This window comes from Chitinophaga varians, assembly GCF_014529945.1.
Taxonomy (GTDB): domain Bacteria; phylum Bacteroidota; class Bacteroidia; order Chitinophagales; family Chitinophagaceae; genus Chitinophaga; species Chitinophaga varians.
In genome coordinates, this window is record NZ_JACVFB010000003.1 from 995,071 (window position 1) to 1,016,174 (window position 21,104).

A 21,104-nucleotide genomic window follows, 5' to 3' on the forward strand; every position below is an offset into this window, starting at 1 on the left:
AAATATCCAAGCTATCAGCCATTAGCCCGGGGCTAATGGCTGGTAGCTAAAAGCTCTTAGTCAAATTTCAGATCAAGACCCAGACCACGCAATTCATGGATCAATACGTTGAAGGATTCAGGCACACCGGCTTTCGGGATGTTGTCACCTTTAACGATGGATTCATAGGCTTTGGCGCGACCAACGATATCATCGGATTTGATGGTAAGCAGTTCCTGCAGAATGTTGGCTGCACCGTAAGCTTCCAGTGCCCACACCTCCATCTCACCAAAACGCTGACCACCGAATTGGGCTTTACCACCCAGCGGCTGTTGCGTGATGAGGCTGTACGGTCCGATAGAACGGGCGTGCATTTTGTCATCCACCATGTGGCTCAGTTTGAGCATGTAGATCACGCCCACGGTAGCTTTCTGGTGGAAGCGGTCGCCGGTCTCACCATCATACAGGTAAGTGTGGCCGAAGCTCGGCAGTCCTGCCTCGTTGATATAATTGGCTATTTCTTCAGTAGTAGCACCGTCAAAGATCGGAGTAGCGAAACGCATACCCAATTTCAGACCGGCCCAGCCCAGTACGGTTTCGTAGATCTGTCCGAGGTTCATACGGGAAGGTACGCCCAGCGGGTTCAGTACGATGTCCAGTGGTGTACCATCGGCCAGGAACGGCATGTCTTCGTCACGCACGATCCTTGCTACGATACCCTTGTTACCGTGGCGGCCCGCCATCTTATCCCCTACTTTCAGCTTACGTTTGCTGGCCAGGTATACCTTCGCCAGTTTCAGTACGCCGGCAGGCAGTTCGTCACCAATGGAGATGTTGAATTTCTCACGTTTGTAACGGCCCAGCTCTTCGTTGTACTTGATGTTGTAGTTGTGCAGCAGGGTATTGATCTGGTCGTTGGTCACCTCGTCGGTGGTCCAACCCAGCGGGTTCACGTTCATGAAATCAATATTCACCAGGTTTTTCTGGGAGAACTTGGAACCTTTGGAGATCAGTACTTCACCGTAAGTGTTGGTAATACCCTGGGACGTTTTGTCTTTCAGCAGTACCAGCAGTTTGCTCATCAGCACTTCCAGCAGGTCTTCCGTATTCTTCTGGTGTATTTTCTCCAGTTTTTCGATGGCCGCTTTTTCACGGGTCTTGGAGTTTTTATCTTTCTTAGCGCGGCTGAACAGCTTCTTGTCGATCACCACACCTTCTGTAGATGGCGGTGCTTTCAGGGAAGCGTCTTTCGCATCAGAAGCCTTATCACCGAAGATCGCTCTGAGGAGTTTCTCTTCAGGAGAAGGATCAGATTCACCACGCGGCGTGATTTTACCGATCAGGATGTCACCTTCCTTAATGTGGGCGCCCACACGGATGATACCGTTCTGGTCGAGGTCTTTGGTAGCCTCTTCGCTCACGTTCGGGATATCCGGGGTCAGCTCTTCTTCACCCAGTTTGGTGTCACGTACTTCCAGTTCGTACTCGTCAATGTGGATGGAGGTAAAGAGGTCTTCACGTGCTACACGCTCAGAGATTACGATCGCATCCTCAAAGTTGTAACCTTTCCATGGCATGAAGGCCACTTTCATGTTACGGCCCAGTGCCAGCTCACCACCGCGGGTAGCGTAACCTTCTGTGAGGAAGTCGCCGATTTCCACGCGCTGACCTTTCTTAACACAAGGTCTGAGGTTGATACAGGTGCTCTGGTTGGTTTTAACGAATTTGGTCAGGTTATAGATCACCAGATCATCTTCGAAGCTCACCAGTTTCTGCAGCTCGTCACGCTCGTAACGAACATGTATTTCTTTGGCGTCCACGAATTCGATCACGCCCTTTCCTTCTGCGGTGATTTGCAGGCGGGAGTCGCGTGCTGCCTTTGCTTCGAGGCCGGTACCCACGATGGGCACTTCCGGGTTCAGCAGCGGCACCGCCTGACGTTGCATGTTTGATCCCATCAACGCACGGTTGGCGTCATCATGTTCGAGGAACGGAATCAAAGAAGCACTCAGACCTACGATCTGGTTAGGCGCTACGTCCATGAATTCCACTTCCTGTTTGTCCAGGATCGGGAAGTCACCGGTTTCGCGGGATTTTACTTTATCATTGAGGAAGTTGCCTTTGTCATCGAGCGGAGCATTGGCCTGTGCGATCTTCACGGTATCTTCTTCTTCAGCGCTCAGGAACTCAACTTTCTGCATATCTACCTTACCGGAGTTTACTTTGCGGTAAGGCGTTTCGATGAAGCCCATTTCATTCACCTTCGCGTGTACGCAAAGGGTAGAAATCAGACCGATGTTCGGACCTTCCGGTGTTTCGATCGTACACAGACGGCCATAGTGGCTATAGTGAACGTCACGCACCTCAAAGCCTGCTCTTTCACGGCTCAGACCACCGGGACCGAGAGCGGAGATACGACGTTTGTGCGTGATCTCAGACAGCGGGTTGGTTTGGTCGAGGAACTGTGACAGCTGGGAGGTACCGAAGAAGGAGTTGATCACGGAAGACAGGGTCCTCGCATTGATCAGGTCTACCGGCGTAAACACCTCGTTGTCACGTACGTTCATACGTTCGCGGATGGTACGGGCCATACGGGCCAGACCAACGCCAAACTGAGCGTACAGTTGTTCACCCACGGTACGTACACGACGGTTGCTCAGGTGATCGATATCGTCGATCTCTGCTTTACCGTTGGTCAGCTGTACCAGGTATTTAATGATGGAAATGATGTCGTCTTTCGTCAGCACTTTCATGTCCAGCGGGGTAGACAGACCCAGTTTCCGGTTGATTTTGTAACGGCCTACGTCTCCGAGGTCATAACGTTTGTCGGAGAAGAATAATTTATCGATGATACCCCTTGCTGTTTCATCATCCGGCGCATCGGCACCACGCAGTTGGCGGTAGATGTGCTGAACGGCTTCCAGCTCGGAGTTGGATGTATCCTTATTTAATGTGTTGTAGATGATGGAGAAATCGCCGCTCACCTCTTCTTTCTGTACGAAAACGCTTTTCAGGCCCATGTCCACGATGGTCTCGATATTCGCTTCGTCCAGGATGCTGTCACGCTCGAGCATAATTTCATTACGCTCGATACTTACCACTTCACCGGTGTCTTCATCCACAAAGTCTTCCACCCAGCTTCTTAAAACACGGGCAGCCAGCTTTTTGCCGGCATATTTATCAAGACTTTTCTTGTCTGCTTTTACTTCATCAGCCATACCAAACAGCTGCAGGATGTCCTTATCGGTTTCATAACCGATGGCACGCAGCAGGGTGGTAACAGGGAACTTCTTCTTACGGTCAATGTAAGCATACATCACGTTGTTGATGTCGGTTGCAAACTCCATCCAGGCCCCTTTGAACGGGATCACCCTTGCAGAGTAGATCTTCGTTCCGTTCGGGTGAACAGACTGACCAAAGAATACACCAGGAGAGCGGTGCAGTTGGGAAACAACTACGCGCTCAGCACCATTAATAACGAAAGTACCTCTTGGGGTCATGTAGGGAATGTTACCTAAGAACACGTCCTGCACAATTGTCTGGAAATCCACATGCTCCTCATCATTACAGCTGAGACGCAGTTTCGCCTTCAACGGTACAGAGTAGGTAAGCCCACGTTCAATACACTCCTCAATGGTATAGCGCGGAGGGTCTACGAAATAATCAAGGAACTCCAGATTGAAGATGTTGCGGGTATCCGTAATCGGGAAGTTCTCCTTAAATACTTTAAAAAGGCCTTCGTTATTTCGTTTGTCTGGTGTGGTTTCTAATTGGAAGAAATCCTTGAAAGATTGGATTTGGATAGCCAACAGATCCGGTGTCTCAGTAACTTGTTTGATCTTTCCAAAATTTACTCTTTCGCTTGTTTGGGCTTTTTTTAGAGACATATTCGAAGTTAGCAGTTATATGACTTGTAAGAATTAGGGAAATTAAGATTTCTTTACCAATATCCATCCTAATTTAAGATATGCCTTCTGCACATGGTCAAAGTCACCTTGGGTGATTTCCCCGTTTTGACTCTCTGAAAAAGACACTTTCCCAAAGGGAAGAAGGCCAAAAGTACCATGGGCACTTTTGACCTTTAAAAGATGTATACTAAGCAAAGAATTACTGAATTTCAACTTCAGCACCTGCTTCAGTCAGCTTAGCTTTCAGATCTTCTGCTTCTGCTTTGCTAACGCCTTCTTTCACAGATTTAGGAGCGCCGTCAACCAGTTCTTTCGCTTCTTTCAGACCCAGACCGGTCAGGTCTTTTACAACCTTAACAACGTTCAGTTTGGAAGCACCTGCAGATTTCAGTACTACGTTGAACGCAGTTTTTTCTTCAGCTGCAGCAGCACCATCGCCAGCAGCAGCAACTACTACCGCAGCAGCAGCTGGTTCGATACCGTACTCGTTTTTCAGTACGTCTGCGAGTTCTTGTACTTCCTTAACAGTTAAACCTACTAATTGTTCGGCTAATGCTTTTACGTCTGCCATTTTATAATGTTTTAATGTAATGTTTGTAATGTTTGTTAATTATATTGTGACTTGGAAGCCATTGTTATTGTGAAATTTTGATATTTGATTATTTAAATATTTAAATGACCAAATAACTAAATTCCATATTATTCTGCAGCAGGAGCTTCTTCCACTGCGCCTTCTTTCTTGCCTTTTTCCAGCAAAGCAGCGATAACGCGTTTTGCAGGAGATTGCAACAGACCGATAACTTCGCCGATGAGCTCGTTTTTGGTCTTGATGTTGGTCAGGGCAGTCAGCTGGTTGTCACCTACGAAGATTTCGTCTGCAACGAATGCTGCTTTCAGTACTGGTTTTTCCAGTTTGTTGTTTGCTTTACGGAAGCTGGAGATGATCAGAGCCGGCTCTTTCGGGCTGTCAGAGAACATCAGGGCAGTTACACCGTGCAGGGAATCAAAGATACCAGCATATTTCTCGCTGTCCAGAGATTCCAGTGCTTTACGGATCAGGGTGTTTTTAGCCACCTTCATTTCCACCTGCTTATTGAAGCAAGTCTTCCTCAGGTCGTTCACCTGCGCTACCGTTAATGATTCGGTGTTCGTGATGTAGAAGTTGCTATATTGAGAGAACTTGCTTTTCAGCAGTTCGATCACTTCATTTTTTTGATCTTTATTCATATTTTACCGTTTGTAGCAAGCCCCTCCTTGCAGATAAGGCTACACACGCGTGATCAATTAGTTTTGAACAGATTTAGTGTCGATTGCAATACCAGGGCTCATAGTAGAAGCCATGGACAGGCCTTTCAGGTAAGTGCCTTTTGCAGTAGCTGGTTTCAGCTTGATGATAGCGTTGATCAGCTCCTGAGAGTTCTGCTCAATTTTATCAGTTGCAAAAGATACACGGCCGATAGAAGCGTGGATGATACCAGCTTTATCTACCTTAAAGGTAATTTTACCACCTTTCACTTCGTTCACAGCAGCAGCTACGTCGTTGGTAACAGTACCGGTTTTCGGGTTTGGCATCAGGTTGCGGGGACCCAGGATTTTACCCAGTTTACCGATTTTAGGCATCACGGCAGGAGTAGCGACGATAACATCGATATCGGTCCAACCACCTTCAATCTTAGTGATAAACTCGTCCAAACCTACGAAATCAGCACCAGCTTCTTTAGCGGCAGCTTCTTTGTCAGGTGTGCAGAGCACTAAAACTCTCTTTGTTTTACCAGTACCGTGGGGAAGCGTTACGGAACCACGGATAGCCTGGTCTGCTTTCTTAGGATCAACGCCTAAGCGGATATGTAAATCGACAGAGCTGTCGAATTTAGTACAGTTGATATCTTTTACTAAAGCAGATGCTTCTTTCAGCGTATACGCCTTGTTTTTATCAACTTTAGCCTGCGCTACTTTTCTCTTTTTAGTTGCCATTGTCAAAATGATTTAAAGTTCCTGCCTTAACAGGGTGAACCAATTAGTTTTCCCAGGGAGCTTTACCTTCTACAGTAATACCCATGCTACGAGCAGTACCAGCTACCATTTTCATAGCGCTGTTCAGAGTGAAGCAGTTCAGATCAGGCATTTTATCCTGCGCAATCGCTTCAACCTGTGCCCAGGTCACTTTACCCACCTTGTTACGGTTAGGCTCTTTAGAACCACCTTGCAATTTAGCAGCTTCCAGCAGCTGTACCGGTGCCGGAGGAGTCTTAATTACGAAGTCAAATGATTTGTCAGTGTAAACGGTCAGCAATACAGGCAATACTTTACCCATTTTATCCTGGGTGCGGGCATTGAACTGTTTGCAGAACTCCATGATGTTCACACCTTTGGAACCCAGTGCAGGACCAATCGGAGGTGCAGGGTTGGCCTGGCCGCCTTTTACCTGCAATTTCACGTACGTTGCGATCTCTTTTGCCATTACTTATGTTATTTATTTGGTTAAAACGCCCTCTGCAGTACAGAGAACTCCCAAAACTAAAAGGAACTGAAAATAACCTTTTAAAGGGGATGCAAAGGTAAATAATAATATGAAAATGCCAAAAAGTATTTGAATTTGGGCATCCTTTTTGCTAACAGAAACCTTTTTTTTACAAATCCATTGCATTCCCACCAAAAAAACCTTATTATCCGGGAGAAACGCAAAAGTACACCTAAAAGCTCACTTTATAAAACAATGACTTCCGGAACATCTTCCCTGTCTTAATATATTTACCCACGAAAGCCTGCTCATCCGCAATACGGAGCTTCAATTGCGTATTCGCTTCCAGTACTTCCATTAATACCCGTCGATTGCCCGGATCCGTTACACTCAGCTTCCGCGCTTTCCGCTCTACTTCGTCCGACTGCCGCGACATACCATCCACCCATTCCCGGATCTCCTGATCAGGTTTGGCCGGAGAGAACTGCTTGTTGCGGAAATTCACATATTCATTGAAGCTGTTGGTCAACCGGTTATACAAGCGGCTACACTCGTTGATCTGGTCGGCCACCCGGTTTTGCTCCATAATACCGGCATTCTGCCGCTCCACGGTCACCAGGTTTACCAAGTAAGTCAGTTCAACAGAAGTCAGCTGGTTGGTGACACCAAAACGCCCGATCCTCGCGGCCATATTCTCCGCTTTGGCCATGGGCGACATCTTATTAAAGGCTGCCAGGGTATCCCGGAACACAAATACCGGCTGGTCGGTTCCCCCACCCCACTTACCATCACGGATCTCATCATGCCGCAGCGGGTATTCGGAAAACTGGAACAACGGATCAAAGGGCACATGCGTTTTCAGGTATTCGTGCGGTTCAACAAGGAAATGCCTCCACGTGAGCCTGGCTGTGTATTTATTATTGTTGACCGAACCGGAACCCCAGGTAGGATCGATCATCTTCCATTCATTGTCCAGCTGAACGGCTACCCAGGCGTGACTGGCATTATCCGGTTTACCATTGGTCATCGGATAACCGGACACCAGTACTGCGGGGATACCGGCGCGGCGGGCCACATCCATATATAGCGAGGCATATCCTTCACACACGGCGACCCTTGTCTGCAGGGTTTTATGAATGGCGTCTGTTGTGTCCTTATAATAACCCGGCTGGAACGTGTTGACCACATCATAATTAATATGAGAAGACATCCAGGCATACAGGGAGCGCAGGAGGGCTGTTTTGTTCTCCGTATGGGATACCAGCCAGGCCGCCATGGTAGCGGGTGTACCGGTTACGGAATCAGGGATGGAAGCATAGGTGATAGCGGGTACAGTGGCTACAGCAGGTTTTTTTTGCTGGGCTGAGGCGGACAGCAACAACAGGCAGCCGGCCACACCGCAAAGCAATTTTTTCATTTTGTTATTTTGTTATTTGGATATTGATTTAGGGATGTAGGAATTTCGACATTTGGAACAAGATCTTCAGATAAAGAGGTTATCAAAATAACAAAATATCGAAATATCAAAATGAAAAAGCGCTCCGGAACCGGAACGCTTTTTATAAAAATTATTTGATACAGTAACTATGCTAATTTTTCCACCTGCATGAAGTTGAGTTCCACAGGGGTGGCACGGCCAAAGATTTTCACCGTTACTTTCAGTTTCTTTTTGTCTTCGATTACTTCTTCGATCACGCCGTTAAAGTCGTTGAACGGACCGTCGATGATTTTGATGGTTTCGCCGACGATGAATGGTTCGCTCATGGTGAGGCCCTGATCGCTCAGTTCATCTACTTTACCCAACATTTTGTTGACTTCGGCTTTACGGAGTGCAATGGGTTTTTCCTTGCCCAGGAAGTGAATAACGCCAGACACGTTACGGATGGCCTGAATCACTTCGTCTGTCATTTTACCATCTATGGCTTCAATCATCACATAACCGGGATAGAAGTTTTTTTCGCGCATTACTTTTTTACCAGCCTGCACTTTATATACTTTTTCTACCGGCAGAAATACCTGAGTGATTACGTTACCCCAATCAGATCGGCGCACTTCAATATCCAGGTACTCCTTCACTTTTTTTTCCTTGCCACTAACAACGCGGAGTACATACCACTTTGTTTCCTGTGCAGGAATATTGGTTGCATCCATTTATTTATTTTTTGAAAATTTCGTAATAGTGTGCCAACACAAAATTGGAAGCGGCGTCCATTCCCCAAACCAGTGCTGTAACAAAGAGGGTTGCTATCAACACGACCATGGTGGAGGACTGCAGTTCCTGCCAGGTAGGCCAGGATACTTTGTAGACCAACTCATGATAAGACTCGCGGAAGTAGTTTCTGATCTTATTCATTCTGTAAAGTTAACGATTTATGGTCAATTGATTAAAGCCTAAAAATGGTTGAATTGTTTATTTTTTAATAATAACAATTCAACCATTTAATTAACCTTGGCACGGGTACTAGGATTCGAACCCAGATCAAAGGTTTTGGAGACCCGTATGCTACCGTTGCACCATACCCGTGTATAAAGCCATTAGCTTTGAGCTTTCAGCAGTCAGCAAATATAATAATAAATCCTGACATTTAATAGCCGAAGCTAATGGCTTTTAGTATTTTAGAAATACTTATTTGATAATTTCAGTAACCTGACCGGCACCTACTGTACGACCACCTTCGCGGATAGCGAATTTCAGACCTTTATCCATAGCGATAGGCTGGATCAGTTTTACAGTCAGTGTAACGTTATCACCAGGCATTACCATTTCAACACCTGCAGGCAGTTCAACTTCACCAGTTACGTCAGTTGTACGGAAGTAGAACTGAGGACGGTATTTGTTGAAGAATGGAGTGTGACGGCCACCTTCTTCTTTGCTCAGTACGTAAACTTCGCATTTGAATTCAGTGTGCGGAGTGATGGAACCTGGTTTGCAGATAACCATACCACGACGGATCTGGTTTTTCTCAATACCACGCAGCAGCAGACCAGCGTTGTCACCAGCTTCACCTTCGTCCAGGAGTTTTTTGAACATTTCAACACCTGTACAAGTAGATTTCAGTGGTTCTTCCTGCAGACCTACGATTTCAACGTTCTCACCAACTTTGATACGACCGCGTTCGATACGACCTGTAGCAACGGTACCACGACCTGTGATAGAGAATACGTCTTCTACGGACATCAGGAAGTCCTGATCAACCGGACGAGGAGGCAGCGGAATGTAAGAGTCAACCGCTTCCATCAGTTGGTCGATAGCGCCGATCCATTTGTCGTCACCAGCCAGAGCGCCGGTAGCAGAACCTTGGATAACAGGAACGTTATCACCGTCGAAACCATTGGAAGTCAGCAGGTCACGGATCTCGATCTCTACCAGTTCCAGCAGCTCAGGATCATCAACCAGGTCAACTTTGTTCATGAAAACAACGATACGAGGTACACCTACCTGGCGAGCCAGCAGGATGTGCTCTCTTGTTTGTGGCATAGGACCGTCTGTAGCGGCAACCACCAGGATAGCACCGTCCATCTGGGCAGCACCGGTGATCATGTTTTTCACATAGTCAGCGTGACCAGGGCAGTCAACGTGAGCATAGTGACGGTTAGCTGTCTGATACTCTACGTGAGCTGTATTGATAGTGATACCTCTTTCTTTTTCTTCAGGAGCAGCATCGATCTCATCATAGCCTCTTTTCTCTGCCAGACCCTTGTTTGCCAAAATTGTGGTAATGGCAGCAGTCAAGGTAGTTTTACCGTGGTCCACGTGGCCGATGGTACCAATGTTTACGTGGGGTTTATCCCGCTTAAAGGTTTCTTTTGCCATTGTATTTTCTTTTTAGATGGTTTGTAAAGATTGTATTGATAGTTGTTTTAAAAAAACGGCTTTTTACAAACTTGTACCGCTGATGAGAATTGAACTCATGTCCTTCCCGATAAAGTAAAAATTGTGGGATGCTCTGCCATTGAGCTACAACGCTAAGTTTATTTCGGAGTGCAGAATTAACAAATTCGAATCCGAAATCCGAATTTTATGGAGTGTATGTAGTGGCGAAGTGATCTCACTGCGACCGCGATGCTTCTCTTCTAAAATTCAAAAGAGCTGTTGAAGAGAATTGAACTCTCGACCTCTTCCTTACCAAGGAAGTGCTCTACCCCTGAGCTACAACAGCTTGAAATTATATGCGAGCGGGAGACGAGGTTCGAACCCGCGACCTACAGCTTGGAAGGCTGTCGCTCTACCAACTGAGCTACTCCCGCATACCGGACAATTCAGGACAGCAAGGTAATCACGCTGACTGAATCCTCCTGAATAAATTAAAGAACATAAAAGGCTGTTGTATCACAGGCACCGGGAAAATCTGTCAATCAACTCGAGAATTATTCTCACCTTCCACTCAACAACATTGTTCCGCCTCTGCTAGGCGCAAAAGCGGAACAAGCCGTTTTGGTGGGCAGGATAGGATTCGAACCTATGAAGTCGAAAGACAGCGGATTTACAGTCCGCCCCATTTGGCCGCTCTGGAACCTGCCCTTTTTTGAAATTTCGAAATTTGGTTATTTTGAAATTTAAAAATTTTAAAATAGCTAAATATCAAAATTTGATGAGCCAGCAGAGGGATTCGAACCCCCGACCCACTGATTACAAATCAGTAGCTCTGGCCAACTGAGCTATGCTGGCATCTTTCAAAAAACATTCTTTCAAAAAAGTAACTCGTTGAAAGAGAGCGCAAAATTAAGCGATTTTTTCAAATCTCAAAATCTTTTTTTCAGTTTGTTACAAATATTTAAAAATTTATCTGTCTCCCTGAAAACGCCCTACCATAAAGAACTTTGCTACCTTTACCGACCCTCTTTTTGAATCGGGATGGCAAAGGTAGCAAAGAGATTAATATTTCCAAAATTATTTTAAAAAATTATTGAAATTTCTTTTCCTTTTGTCGTTTTACCTGGTTGACTAAGGAATCAAATGCAAGATCAAAGGACTCTTCAAAGGATTTGGATTCATGCTTTACAAAGAGGTCCTGGCGGGGAATTCGTACTCTTATTTCGGCAATTTTATCTTTAACCTGATGCGCTAAATTATCCAATTTTAAAAATACATCCACACTGACAATCCGGTCATAAAAAGTGTTCAGTTTCTGCAGTTTCTTATTCACGTGATCAATCAGTTTTGAATCAGCATCAAAATGCACAGTTTGAATTTGAACGTTCATAGCACTAATTTTTTAAATATTTAACAATCTAGGTTATAGTGTGTAAACTATGGTCATAGGCATTCTCTTGGTTGTGAAAGAACTTCTGTATTAAATATACTCACTTTTGTAATTCAATGCTATTCTAACGCGTAATATTTTGTTAAAATGAAAAAATATTGCACTAAGCCTTCGGGTGCGCCTGCTGATATACCTTCTTCAACTGCTCAATGGTCGTATGCGTGTAAATCTGCGTAGACGTGAGACTGGCGTGGCCTAACAGGTCCTTGACGGCCTTCAGGTCGGCCCCGTTATTAGTAAGATGTGTAGCGAAAGTATGCCGCAGCAAATGCGGGCTTTTTTTCTTGTACGTGGTGATTTCATGCTCCGTCAGATACTTGCGCACCATCAGGTATACATACTTCGGATACAGCCGCTGACCGCTATGGGGATGCACCAGCAATACGCCCGGCTCAAACTCTTCCAGTTCGCGACGCTTCTGCTCCATATAAGCAGTTATCTGCGTGCTAAGCCTGCTGCTGATCGGGATGATACGCTCCTTCCCTCCTTTTCCCATTACTTTGATCGAGAGGTTGCCTTTATCTACCCGGGATTCCTGCAGGGAGATCAGCTCCGACAAACGAATGCCTGTCTGATAAAAGATCTCAAATATCAGTCGGTGGGTCTCCCCTTCAAAGTCGTCGGAAAATATAAAGGGAGTGGTCACCGATGCGGGGCTGCGGTTATCTTCCAGCGCCTTCATTCCTTTCTCATCGATAAATCCGGGCAGGCGGCGGCTGATTTTGGGCGCAACGACCTTCGCCATGGGAGTCTGTTGCAGCAGCTCCTGGCGTATACAGAATTTGAAGAAGGATTTCAGGGTGGAGATTTTGCGGTTCACGCTCTTGGCTGTCATGGCATCTTCCATGAGGCCGGCCAACCAGCTGCGCACCATGACATGCGTAATGTCTCCAATGGTCACTTGACCATAGGCAGCCGTAGTATAATCAAAAAATTGAAGGAGATCATTGCGATAAGCGGTGCAGGTGTGCTCTGAGTATCGCTTTTCGAGCTGAATGTAGGAGATGAATCGCTCGGCTAAGGAATATAGTACTTCGTTCAACGCAAAAAGATTGATGATTGTAAAGTTATTAAATAACCTTACAATCATCAAATATTTTGAGTTGGTAAGCCAGTGACGGCTACAACATATTATGCTTCCAATTTACCACTGGCCAGCTGTTGTTTATAAACAGCTTTCAACACCTCTGTACGGCGTTTAACAGATGGTTTAGTAAAAGACTGGCGTGATCTGAGTTGCAGCAGGATACGTGCTTTCTCAAATTTCTTTTTATATTTTTTAAGCGCCTTGTCTATGTTTTCGCAATCTTTAGAATCAATGATCAACATAATTTTTGCCTCTTATTTTTTAGGAATGCAAAGATAACACAACATTTTATAAAAACAAAAACCAAACAGGTTTTGATTTTCTTTTTTCTTCTCCCCTTTTAAATACCGGCTTTAAATACCGGGAAATGAAGGGCTTACAACCCGGAGAAAAAGCTTTTCCAGCCAATAAAAACAGGACCGCTGTCTTAAGCCGGGACTGTATACGGGAAGTTAGCTATTGGTACAGCAACCGACATTCAGCCAATGCAGTCCACCTTCCATTAGCCCGGCCAGCCTTCCATTTGCCTGTTGTCAGCAACAGCCCTTTTGGTAAGCGGTAACCGGAACTCACCGGTGGCCACTGCCTCCATCCCTGACATTCCAGCGGGAGCTGAACGGCCCAACGGCAGCAGCATCCGAACGCAAACGGGAAACCCTTCTCATCCGGCTTACTTCCAGGGACGTGCAGGCATGAAGCAAATGGCCCATAACCACCGGCCCCATACGGTTGTCCGTGATTTCCGTCTTAGTCTTTGATTTTCTTTTTCAGCAGGCTGACCTGGTCCTGAAGGTGGCTGACCATATCGGCCAGATGGTTAACACTCATGCGGCTCTGCTGGTTGGATTTGCTGATGACCGCATCCGACTGCCACAATTCCAGTACCTCTTCCATCTCTACCGGATAAGGTTCAAACTGGGGGTTATCTGATACCAGTGTGATCCTGGACTTGGCGCGGTTGCTTTTCAGCACCCTTTTGAAGACAATGCCTTCGCGGGAGGTCACCACCACGTAAGTTTCGTTGTTTTTAATCTCCTCCCATCCGTCTACTTTGTGACAAACGATCACAGAGCCGGAAGGAACGGGCAACATGGAATCCCCGGCAATTTCAAAAGCCCGGTAGTCGCCTGCGCCCAGCATGGGGAGGGTAAACGTATTCAGTTCCTCGATAAACTCGTCGTCATTATAACCGGCCAGGTAACCGGCAGCAGCTTTTACCGGCACAAACTGGATAGCCTGACGGGCGTTGCCCAGCTTTTGCTGGCGGCGCTTTTCCAGGAAACTGTCTTTCTGGGAGCCCAGGTCACGGCGAAGCAAATCATCAATGGAAACCCGGAACATGTCACTTACCTGTTCCAGTACTTCCGTACGAGGTTCCGCACGTTCTTCTTCATAAGCACCCAGCAGGGAACGCTTGATGCCCAGTTTGTCTGCAAACTCCTGTTGCGTCCAGCCTTTTTGCTTACGCAGATATTTTAAATTCTGGCATACTACGGACATAACCTAAATAATTTAGTACCTTGCTAACAAAATTAGCAAATAATTTTATAAAATACCAAATATATTCAAGCCGCTTCGCTTATTTTTGCCCGGTAAAATCAACTTGTTATGGTACATCTACATTCCATTCTGAGATGGGCAATCGTATTAGCTGGGCTTTGGGCAGTAATCCGCGCCTTTAAAGGCGTATCCGGAAAAACACCCTTTACAGTGGCCGACAATAAAGCGGGACTGTTCTTCATGATCTTCTGTGATATTCAGCTGCTGGTGGGACTGCTGTTATATTTTGTATTTAGCGAAAAAGCAAAAGCCGGACTCGCTAACATGGGCGCTGCCATGAAGGATCCTGTTGCTCGCTTTTTCACGGTAGAACATACCCTGATGGCTGTGATTGCCATTGCCCTGGTGCATATCGGTAAATCCAAAGTTAAAAAAGCAACCTCAGATGCCCAGAAACACAAGCTGGCCCTTATATTCTACGGGATCGCATTTATTCTGATACTGGCACTCATTCCCTGGCCTTTCCGTCAGGCTTTAGGTGCAAACTGGTACTAAGCACAACGTATTACACATGAAAATGGCGGTCAGTTGACCGCCATTTTCTTTTTGTTATTGATTGACCACTATGAATAACCTTATCCTTTGTCCTTGTTATATAACCGGAACGAATAAATGTACGGCAGTGCTGCCAATACAATCGCCGCGAAGAAGATCAGGAACACCCCGGTAACAAGCGACAGAAAAAAACCTGCAATCATCATCACTACTCCGGCACTCACCCAAAGGGTCCCGGCCATGCGGTGGGTCTCCCTCCAGATATCCTTGTTCTGCAATGTCCAGGGCGTTCGCACGCCCACGTAGTGGTTCGGTTCCAGCTGCAGCTTCCACAAATATAGTCCTATCGCAGCAATCAACAAACCCACTCCCACAAATGCCCAGCGTTCCATCGCAAAAGGCCGTGCCTGGCTCACCATAAAAATAATGATGCAGGTAAATAATGCCAGATAAGTATGTATGATGAAACGAATCCGGTAGAATTCACGCTGTTCCACATTGGCCAGCGCGGGACTGTCTTCCTCCGTTTTTGGAATAAAACGGAACAACGCATAGATCAATGCATTGGTCACAAACAGGAAAATCATCAGCAACAGAAAAGCAGTTCTGCCTTCAGCCTGTTCAGACACGCTCTGGTCGGTTGGAATTACTGCAGGAAGGCTGTTCCAGATGATGGCCAGATAAGCCATGGGCAGGAGTAACAAAGCCAGGATAAATATTTCCTTCGAAGCTTTGGTCTGTTTCATGGGATGATGGTTTAAAGATGAACATTCACTCTTTTCTTATTCCTTCATTTCCATTCGCTTATATACTACAGATGGCCCCTCGGATATGTTGTATCAAAGTTAGGAAAATTGAAAGTGGGGATAAAATTTGAATAAATGAATACTAATAATTTTAGCAAAACTAAATTATTTAGTACCTTTGTAACAGATCGAGTGATTACGGCTGGCAGGCCCTGCTGATCACTATCCGTGCCGACCCTTCGCCCGGCCTGCCATCCGCTTATCGCTTGCAAATCCGGAGAATGGTCCTATTCGATTTGAAATATCATCGTAGTACGGAGGAGGAAATTCCGATGGAGAAAATGATCGCCATTCGGGTTGGGAATAGCCATCATTCCTAAACAAGGCAACATGATTACATTACAACAGCGAGCGATCGCGCATTTTGATCTGGATTGTTTTTTTGTATCAGTAGAGTGCCTGCATGACAGTCAGCTGAAAGGCAAGCCTCTGCTGATAGGCGGCAGCAGCGACCGCGCTGTGGTAGCCGCCTGCAGCTACGAAGCACGCCGCTATGGCATCCACTCCGCCATGCCGATGAAAACGGCACTGCGGCTGTGTCCACACGCCATCGTCCGCAGTGGCGACATGGACCGCTACAGTGAAAAATCCCGCGAAGTGACCAGCATCATCGCGGATAAAGCGCCGCTGTACGAAAAATCATCTATCGACGAATTTTATCTCGACCTCTCCGGCATGGATAAATTCTTCGGCTCCCTCAAATGGACCACAGAACTGCGGAAAGCCATTATAAAAGAATCCGGGCTGCCCATCTCCTTCGGACTCGCTTCCAACAAGCTCGTGTCCAAAGTAGCGACCGACGAGGCCAAACCCAACGGGCAGCTGGAAATACCCTTCGGCGACGAAAAAAACTTCCTGGCCCCGATGCCTATCGAAAAAATACCGATGGTAGGTAAGGAAACGGCGGCACAGCTGCGGCGCCGCGGCGTGGAAACAGTGAAAATACTCAGCGAAGTACCTCCTTCCCTGCTGGAAGCATGGATGGGGAAAAATGGCATCTCCCTCTGGAGAAAAGCCAATGGCATCGATGATTCCCCCGTAGTACCCTATTATGAACAAAAATCCATCTCCACAGAAAGTACCTTCCCGGCAGACACCATCGACATGGAGTTTCTACATGCCGAGCTGGTACGCATGACAGAAAAAATTGCCTTTGAACTACGGCAACAAAATAAGCTCACCGGCTGCGTGACGGTCAAAATACGGTACTCCGATTTTGAAACCGTCACCAAACAAATGACCATCCCCTATAGTTGCTCCGATCACGTACTGCTGGAAAAAGTGAAAGACCTGTTTAAAAAACTGTACGACCGCCGACTGCTGGTACGTCTCATCGGCGTGCGCTTCAGCCATCTGGTACAGGGCAACCATCAAATCAATCTCTTCGATGACAGCCAGGAAATGATCGCGCTCTACCAGGCCATCGATAACATCAAAAACCGCTTCGGCTGGGATATGCTGCTGAAAGGCACCAACGTAGTGCCTCCGGATAAAAAGAACATGCCGGCACCGAAAAAAGATATCATGCCGTACTATAAAGGATAACATGTACCTGAACTGCAAAACATTTTTCAGCCTCCGCTACGGCACCATGCCCGCTGACATGCTGGTCAAAAAAGCCGCACAGCTGGGCATCACCACGCTGGCCCTCACCAATATCAACATCACCTCCGATGCCTGGGAATTCGTGGAGCTTTGCCGTCAATACCTGATTAAACCGGTGCTGGGCGTGGAATGCCGCCAGGAGTCAACATTCAGATATCTCCTGTTGGCCCGCGATCAGGAAGGTTGGCACCATATCAACCGCTTTCTTTCCGATCACCTGCGCCGGGAAATACCTTTCCCGGACAGGGCCCCTACTCTTCCGGGCACCTGGGCCATCTACAACTGGGGCGATATCCCGCCGGCCCAACTGCTGCCACACGAACTACTGGGCGTTAAACCCCGCGACCTTAATAAACTTTTCCGGGTAGACACACACAGCATCCGCCATCAGCTGGTGGTGATGCATCCTGTCACCTTTCAGGACAATGATCATTATGAACTGCATCGTGTACTGCGCGCCATTGACCAGAATATCCTGATCTCCCAGCTGCAACCGCACACCACCGGCACCATCCACGATCAGTTCATACATCCCGCCAAAATGGTGGAACATTTTGAACAATACCCCCACATAGTGGCCAATACACTCCGCGTACTGGAAACATGTGAAGTGGAAATGGAACTGCGGACGCCCCGCAACCGGAAATCATTTCTGGGCAGCGTGGAAGAAGACCGGCAGCTATTGCGGCAACTGGCTTATCAGGGCATGGAATACCGCTACGGGAAAGATCACGCTGAAGCCACCCGGCGCATTGAAAAAGAACTGGACATCATCGCCCAACAGGAATTTGAAGCCTACTTCCTCATTACCTGGGATATTATCCGTTATGCACAGGAACGTCAGTTCTTCTATGTAGGACGCGGTAGCGGCGCCAACTCCATCGTGGCTTACTGCCTCAAAATCACCGATCTGGACCCCATAGAGCTGAATCTCTTTTTTGAACGCTTCCTCAACCCCTACCGCACTTCGCCACCGGATTTTGATATCGACTTCTCCTGGCGCGACCGTGATGCCATCATCCGATATGTGTTTGATAAATACGGCGACACCCATACAGCCCTGCTGGGTACTGTCACCACCTTTCAGACCAATGCGATCATCCGGGAAATGGGCAAGGTATATGGTCTTCCTAAAAAAGAAATCGATCAGATACTGGAAAACGGCTTCAACATACAACTGAATGAAGACCATATCCAGCGCAAAATCCAGCACTTCAGCCGGCTGATGGACCAGGAAAAATCTTTCCCTAATCACCTCAGCATCCATGCCGGCGGTATCCTCATCAGCGATGCGCCCATTCATCAGTATTGTACTACCTACCTGCCCCCGAAAGGCTTTAACACCGCGCAACTCGACATGCTGCAGGCAGAAAGGATCGGCCTTTATAAGTTTGATATCCTCAGTCAGCGCGGCCTCGGGCACATCCGTGATACCATCGATATTATCCGCAAAAACAAACAGGTAGACATCGACATTCATAATGTCAAAGCATTTATGGTGGATGAGAAGGTGAAGGAAAACCTGAAAAAAGTTAATACCATCGGTTGTTTTTATATAGAATCACCCGGTATGCGGCAACTGTTGCAAAAACTGCAATGCGACAACTACCTCACCCTGGTGGCCGCCAGCTCCATTATCCGACCGGGGGTGGCACAATCCGGGATGATGAAACAGTATATCCACAGTTATCGTAATCCTGGCAGCGTCACTTATCTCCATCCTGTTATCGAAGAACTGCTCAGCGATACGTTTGGCATCATGGTGTACCAGGAAGATGTGATCAAAGTGGCACATACCTACGCCAATATGGAACTGGCTGATGCAGACTCCCTGCGGCGGGCCATGGCAGGGAAGTACCGGGGAACGAAAGATTTTGAGAAAATACAGGAACGTTTCTTCTCCAATTGTGCACAACTGGGACGACCTTATGAGGTGTCGGTGGAAGTGTGGCGACAGATCGCCAGCTTTGCCAATTTCTCTTTTTCCAAAGCCCACTCCGCCAGCTTTGCTGTGGAAAGTTATCAGAGCCTTTACCTGAAGACTTATTTCCCCGCAGAATTTATGGTTGCCGTGATCAACAATTTTGGTGGCTTCTACAACCGCGAACTGTATTTCCGTGAACTGAAAAAAACCGGCGTCAACATCCATCCCCCCTGCATCAATAACAGCGATTATCCAACCAATATCAAGGGACAGGAAGTATATGTGGGGCTTATCCATGTGGAAGGACTTGAACAGGCCCTCGCCGAAAGAATCCTGGAAGAACGCCGGCAATGCGGCCCCTATCTGCATCTGGAAGATTTTTGCAACCGCATTTCCCCCGGCTCTGAGCAATTGGAATTATTAATCCGTATCGGCTGCTTTCAGTTTACCGGTCAGACAAAAAAACAGCTGTTGTGGAAAAGCAGCTTGCTGGTCCGGCAGCAAAGTGCGGCAGGTATCCACAACCTGTCGCTGTTCCAGCCAGCCACAGTTAATTGCGAACTACCGGAGCTGGCCTACCATCAACATGAAGATGCTTTCGATGAAATAGACCTGCTGGGCTTTCCGCTGGCCTCTCCTTTCGAAGTAATTAATCATGACCAGTCTGCGTATATACCTGCCCGTGATTTTCACCGGCACCTCAATCAGCCCGTGACCACACTGGGGTACCTGGTCACCACCAAACCGATGCGTACCGCTAAAGGCGAGCCGATGTGTTTTGGTACGTTTCTGGACCGTGAAGGACAGTTTATTGATACCGTTCATTTTCCCGACAGCCTGCGGCAATATCCTTTTCAGAAGGGTGGTTTTTATATCTTAAAAGGGAAAGCGATCTCTGAGTATAATGTTATCACCCTGGAAATCAGTCAAATGAAAAAAATCGGATACTTCGAGGATAAAAAATTCTGATAATAAATCATCCGACATGACCCAGGTTTAAGGGCGTGGATATAAGTTAATATGGTGGATGTCTGAAAATCCGACATTTTGTTGTATTTTTGTGTCAAATGTCGGGATACATGAAACACGCAAGAAAATACCAGGTGCAGGAAAACACGCTGATGATTGTGGAAAACCCGGGTGCCGCGTACATTCCGGGCAGTGGATACTATGACTTTATAGAGCTTTCGCGCAGTGGTGTGCTAAAAAGGGCATTATTGAACCTGAGTCGTCAGCTATCTTTTTCACTGACAGAACTGGCGCAGGTGCTGCATATTTCAGAAAGGACGCTGCAACGTTATGCAGATGACGCCAAACTTGGCGCTGACACCTCTGAACGGGCCATTCTCCTTTCCCAACTGTATCAGCGGGGTACCGAAGTTTTCGGTAGCCTGGAAAACTTCAAAGAGTGGATGCGCACGCCGCTTCCAACCTTCAACTATCAACTTCCTATTTCCCTGTTAGATACTACTTTCGGCTTCCAACTGATTGAAGACGAACTGGGACGCATTGAACACGGGATATTCGCATAACTCATGGATGTTTACAGAATCAGTAAATGTGCCTACATCAACGACCTGACAGGCACTGGCTCCCGCTTGTACGGAGGCCGGTGGAACAGTCCGGGCCATTCAATGGTTTATACAGCCGGCAGCAGGGCGCTGTCTGCGCTGGAAGTACTGGTGCACATTCCCCTAAAAAATATTATTCAGGACTTTTGTATTGCCACGATCCATATCCCCGATGATATTGCGATTAAAGTCCTCACTAAAAAAGACCTCCCCTCCGGCTGGCAGTCGCTGGCGCCGTTTCCTGCATTGCAGGCCATCGGCGATGAATGGGTAGACACTGCCCGCTATGCGGTGCTCAGAATCCCTTCTGTTGTCATTGCTGAAGAAAATAACTATCTCATTAATCCGCAGCATCCGGACGCCGCGCGGGTAACAATTACAGATACCCAGCCGTTTGTATTTGATCAGCGGCTCAGAAAAGTATAAAAGAGAAAGGGCGTACCG

At 47.0% G+C, this 21,104-nt stretch carries 19 protein-coding genes and 6 tRNA genes; 5 read left to right on the plus strand and 20 right to left on the minus strand.

All coding sequences use genetic code 11. The features are described from left to right. Positions 1-56: 56 nt before the first annotated feature. From rpoB to ICL55_RS18485, 19 genes are all read right to left on the minus strand, one after another. Positions 57-3,866 (minus strand): DNA-directed RNA polymerase subunit beta, encoded by a 3,810-nt coding sequence (gene rpoB, locus ICL55_RS18395; protein WP_168871840.1) that lies wholly within the window; start codon positions 3,864-3,866, stop codon positions 57-59. Positions 3,867-4,086: 220 nt separating this feature from the next. Further along, a complete protein-coding gene (rplL, locus tag ICL55_RS18400) occupies positions 4,087-4,458 on the minus strand; it encodes a 50S ribosomal protein L7/L12 (protein WP_188099912.1) in 372 nt (123 codons plus the stop codon). A 128-nt stretch (positions 4,459-4,586) separates the two neighbouring features. Further along, positions 4,587-5,114 carry a 50S ribosomal protein L10 gene (gene rplJ / locus ICL55_RS18405; RefSeq protein ID WP_188091674.1) on the minus strand — a complete coding sequence of 176 codons (528 nt, stop codon included), beginning with the start codon at positions 5,112-5,114 and terminating at the stop codon, positions 4,587-4,589. A gap of 57 nt (positions 5,115-5,171) precedes the next feature. After that, complete coding sequence (gene rplA, locus ICL55_RS18410) at positions 5,172-5,861, minus strand: 50S ribosomal protein L1 (protein ID WP_188091675.1); 690 nt, start codon at positions 5,859-5,861, stop codon at positions 5,172-5,174. Positions 5,862-5,904: 43 nt separating this feature from the next. Beyond that, a complete protein-coding gene (gene rplK / locus ICL55_RS18415; protein ID WP_143307800.1) occupies positions 5,905-6,348 on the minus strand; it encodes a 50S ribosomal protein L11 in 444 nt (147 codons plus the stop codon). Positions 6,349-6,580: 232 nt separating this feature from the next. Beyond that, positions 6,581-7,765 carry a transglutaminase domain-containing protein gene (locus ICL55_RS18420; RefSeq protein ID WP_188099915.1) on the minus strand — a complete coding sequence of 395 codons (1,185 nt, stop codon included), beginning with the start codon at positions 7,763-7,765 and terminating at the stop codon, positions 6,581-6,583. Positions 7,766-7,932: 167 nt separating this feature from the next. After that, positions 7,933-8,499: a transcription termination/antitermination protein NusG gene (gene nusG / locus ICL55_RS18425; protein WP_078667076.1), complete on the minus strand. Its 567-nt coding sequence runs from the start codon at positions 8,497-8,499 to the stop codon at positions 7,933-7,935. A gap of 4 nt (positions 8,500-8,503) precedes the next feature. Then, positions 8,504-8,701, minus strand: coding sequence for a preprotein translocase subunit SecE (gene secE, locus ICL55_RS18430; RefSeq protein WP_168871836.1), 198 nt, complete (start codon positions 8,699-8,701; stop codon positions 8,504-8,506). 97 nt (positions 8,702-8,798) lie between these two features. Further along, positions 8,799-8,872, minus strand: a tRNA-Trp gene (locus tag ICL55_RS18435). Positions 8,873-8,974: 102 nt separating this feature from the next. Then, on the minus strand, positions 8,975-10,162 hold the full coding sequence (gene tuf, locus ICL55_RS18440; RefSeq protein WP_168871835.1) for an elongation factor Tu: 1,188 nt from the start codon (positions 10,160-10,162) through the stop codon (positions 8,975-8,977). A 74-nt stretch (positions 10,163-10,236) separates the two neighbouring features. Next, positions 10,237-10,316: transfer RNA gene (locus tag ICL55_RS18445), tRNA-OTHER, on the minus strand. 120 nt (positions 10,317-10,436) lie between these two features. Continuing rightward, positions 10,437-10,508, minus strand: a tRNA-Thr gene (locus tag ICL55_RS18450). A 15-nt stretch (positions 10,509-10,523) separates the two neighbouring features. Next, positions 10,524-10,596 (minus strand) — tRNA-Gly (locus ICL55_RS18455). 188 nt (positions 10,597-10,784) lie between these two features. Continuing rightward, positions 10,785-10,870 (minus strand) — tRNA-Tyr (locus ICL55_RS18460). A 73-nt stretch (positions 10,871-10,943) separates the two neighbouring features. After that, positions 10,944-11,017 (minus strand) — tRNA-Thr (locus ICL55_RS18465). 235 nt (positions 11,018-11,252) lie between these two features. Beyond that, positions 11,253-11,552, minus strand: a complete 300-nt coding sequence (locus ICL55_RS18470) for an HPF/RaiA family ribosome-associated protein (protein WP_078667073.1) — start codon at positions 11,550-11,552, stop codon at positions 11,253-11,255. Between the two features lie 163 nt (positions 11,553-11,715). Next, on the minus strand, positions 11,716-12,654 hold the full coding sequence (locus ICL55_RS18475) for a tyrosine-type recombinase/integrase (RefSeq protein ID WP_246496430.1): 939 nt from the start codon (positions 12,652-12,654) through the stop codon (positions 11,716-11,718). An 89-nt stretch (positions 12,655-12,743) separates the two neighbouring features. After that, positions 12,744-12,941: a 30S ribosomal protein S21 gene (gene rpsU / locus ICL55_RS18480; RefSeq protein WP_168871833.1), complete on the minus strand. Its 198-nt coding sequence runs from the start codon at positions 12,939-12,941 to the stop codon at positions 12,744-12,746. A 505-nt stretch (positions 12,942-13,446) separates the two neighbouring features. Further along, on the minus strand, positions 13,447-14,199 hold the full coding sequence (locus ICL55_RS18485; RefSeq protein ID WP_188099919.1) for an XRE family transcriptional regulator: 753 nt from the start codon (positions 14,197-14,199) through the stop codon (positions 13,447-13,449). 108 nt (positions 14,200-14,307) lie between these two features. Here ICL55_RS18485 and ICL55_RS18490 point away from each other — a divergent pair, with 108 nt between their 5' ends. Beyond that, positions 14,308-14,754: a hypothetical protein gene (locus ICL55_RS18490; protein WP_188099921.1), complete on the plus strand. Its 447-nt coding sequence runs from the start codon at positions 14,308-14,310 to the stop codon at positions 14,752-14,754. Between the two features lie 80 nt (positions 14,755-14,834). On the opposite strand, the gene ICL55_RS18495 is transcribed toward ICL55_RS18490, so the two are convergent. Then, positions 14,835-15,500: an SdpI family protein gene (locus ICL55_RS18495; RefSeq protein WP_188099923.1), complete on the minus strand. Its 666-nt coding sequence runs from the start codon at positions 15,498-15,500 to the stop codon at positions 14,835-14,837. 390 nt (positions 15,501-15,890) lie between these two features. Between ICL55_RS18495 and dinB the strand changes: the two genes are divergently transcribed. From dinB to ICL55_RS18515, 4 genes are all read left to right on the plus strand, one after another. Continuing rightward, positions 15,891-17,105, plus strand: coding sequence for a DNA polymerase IV (gene dinB / locus ICL55_RS18500; protein WP_188099931.1), 1,215 nt, complete (start codon positions 15,891-15,893; stop codon positions 17,103-17,105). A gap of 1 nt (position 17,106) precedes the next feature. Continuing rightward, a complete protein-coding gene (locus ICL55_RS18505) occupies positions 17,107-20,058 on the plus strand; it encodes a DNA polymerase III subunit alpha (protein ID WP_188099933.1) in 2,952 nt (983 codons plus the stop codon). 110 nt (positions 20,059-20,168) lie between these two features. After that, positions 20,169-20,621: a type II RES/Xre toxin-antitoxin system antitoxin gene (gene parS, locus ICL55_RS18510; RefSeq protein ID WP_188099935.1), complete on the plus strand. Its 453-nt coding sequence runs from the start codon at positions 20,169-20,171 to the stop codon at positions 20,619-20,621. 3 nt (positions 20,622-20,624) lie between these two features. Next, positions 20,625-21,086, plus strand: a complete 462-nt coding sequence (locus ICL55_RS18515) for an RES family NAD+ phosphorylase (RefSeq protein WP_188099937.1) — start codon at positions 20,625-20,627, stop codon at positions 21,084-21,086. Positions 21,087-21,104: the final 18 nt, after the last annotated feature.

What these genes read in the sequence shown, in the direction of transcription:
- rpoB (WP_168871840.1), bottom strand. Translation starts at nt 3,866, where the DNA reads ATGTCTCTAAAAAAAGCCCAAACAAGCGAAAGAGTAAATTTTGGAAAG.
- rplL (WP_188099912.1), bottom strand. Translation starts at nt 4,458, where the DNA reads ATGGCAGACGTAAAAGCATTAGCCGAACAATTAGTAGGTTTAACTGTT.
- rplJ (WP_188091674.1), bottom strand. Translation starts at nt 5,114, where the DNA reads ATGAATAAAGATCAAAAAAATGAAGTGATCGAACTGCTGAAAAGCAAG.
- rplA (WP_188091675.1), bottom strand. Translation starts at nt 5,861, where the DNA reads ATGGCAACTAAAAAGAGAAAAGTAGCGCAGGCTAAAGTTGATAAAAAC.
- rplK (WP_143307800.1), bottom strand. Translation starts at nt 6,348, where the DNA reads ATGGCAAAAGAGATCGCAACGTACGTGAAATTGCAGGTAAAAGGCGGC.
- ICL55_RS18420 (WP_188099915.1), bottom strand. Translation starts at nt 7,765, where the DNA reads ATGAAAAAATTGCTTTGCGGTGTGGCCGGCTGCCTGTTGTTGCTGTCC.
- nusG (WP_078667076.1), bottom strand. Translation starts at nt 8,499, where the DNA reads ATGGATGCAACCAATATTCCTGCACAGGAAACAAAGTGGTATGTACTC.
- secE (WP_168871836.1), bottom strand. Translation starts at nt 8,701, where the DNA reads ATGAATAAGATCAGAAACTACTTCCGCGAGTCTTATCATGAGTTGGTC.
- tuf (WP_168871835.1), bottom strand. Translation starts at nt 10,162, where the DNA reads ATGGCAAAAGAAACCTTTAAGCGGGATAAACCCCACGTAAACATTGGT.
- ICL55_RS18470 (WP_078667073.1), bottom strand. Translation starts at nt 11,552, where the DNA reads ATGAACGTTCAAATTCAAACTGTGCATTTTGATGCTGATTCAAAACTG.
- rpsU (WP_168871833.1), bottom strand. Translation starts at nt 12,941, where the DNA reads ATGTTGATCATTGATTCTAAAGATTGCGAAAACATAGACAAGGCGCTT.
- ICL55_RS18485 (WP_188099919.1), bottom strand. Translation starts at nt 14,199, where the DNA reads ATGTCCGTAGTATGCCAGAATTTAAAATATCTGCGTAAGCAAAAAGGC.
- ICL55_RS18490 (WP_188099921.1), top strand. Translation starts at nt 14,308, where the DNA reads ATGGTACATCTACATTCCATTCTGAGATGGGCAATCGTATTAGCTGGG.
- ICL55_RS18495 (WP_188099923.1), bottom strand. Translation starts at nt 15,500, where the DNA reads ATGAAACAGACCAAAGCTTCGAAGGAAATATTTATCCTGGCTTTGTTA.
- dinB (WP_188099931.1), top strand. Translation starts at nt 15,891, where the DNA reads ATGATTACATTACAACAGCGAGCGATCGCGCATTTTGATCTGGATTGT.
- ICL55_RS18505 (WP_188099933.1), top strand. Translation starts at nt 17,107, where the DNA reads ATGTACCTGAACTGCAAAACATTTTTCAGCCTCCGCTACGGCACCATG.
- parS (WP_188099935.1), top strand. Translation starts at nt 20,169, where the DNA reads ATGAAACACGCAAGAAAATACCAGGTGCAGGAAAACACGCTGATGATT.
- ICL55_RS18515 (WP_188099937.1), top strand. Translation starts at nt 20,625, where the DNA reads ATGGATGTTTACAGAATCAGTAAATGTGCCTACATCAACGACCTGACA.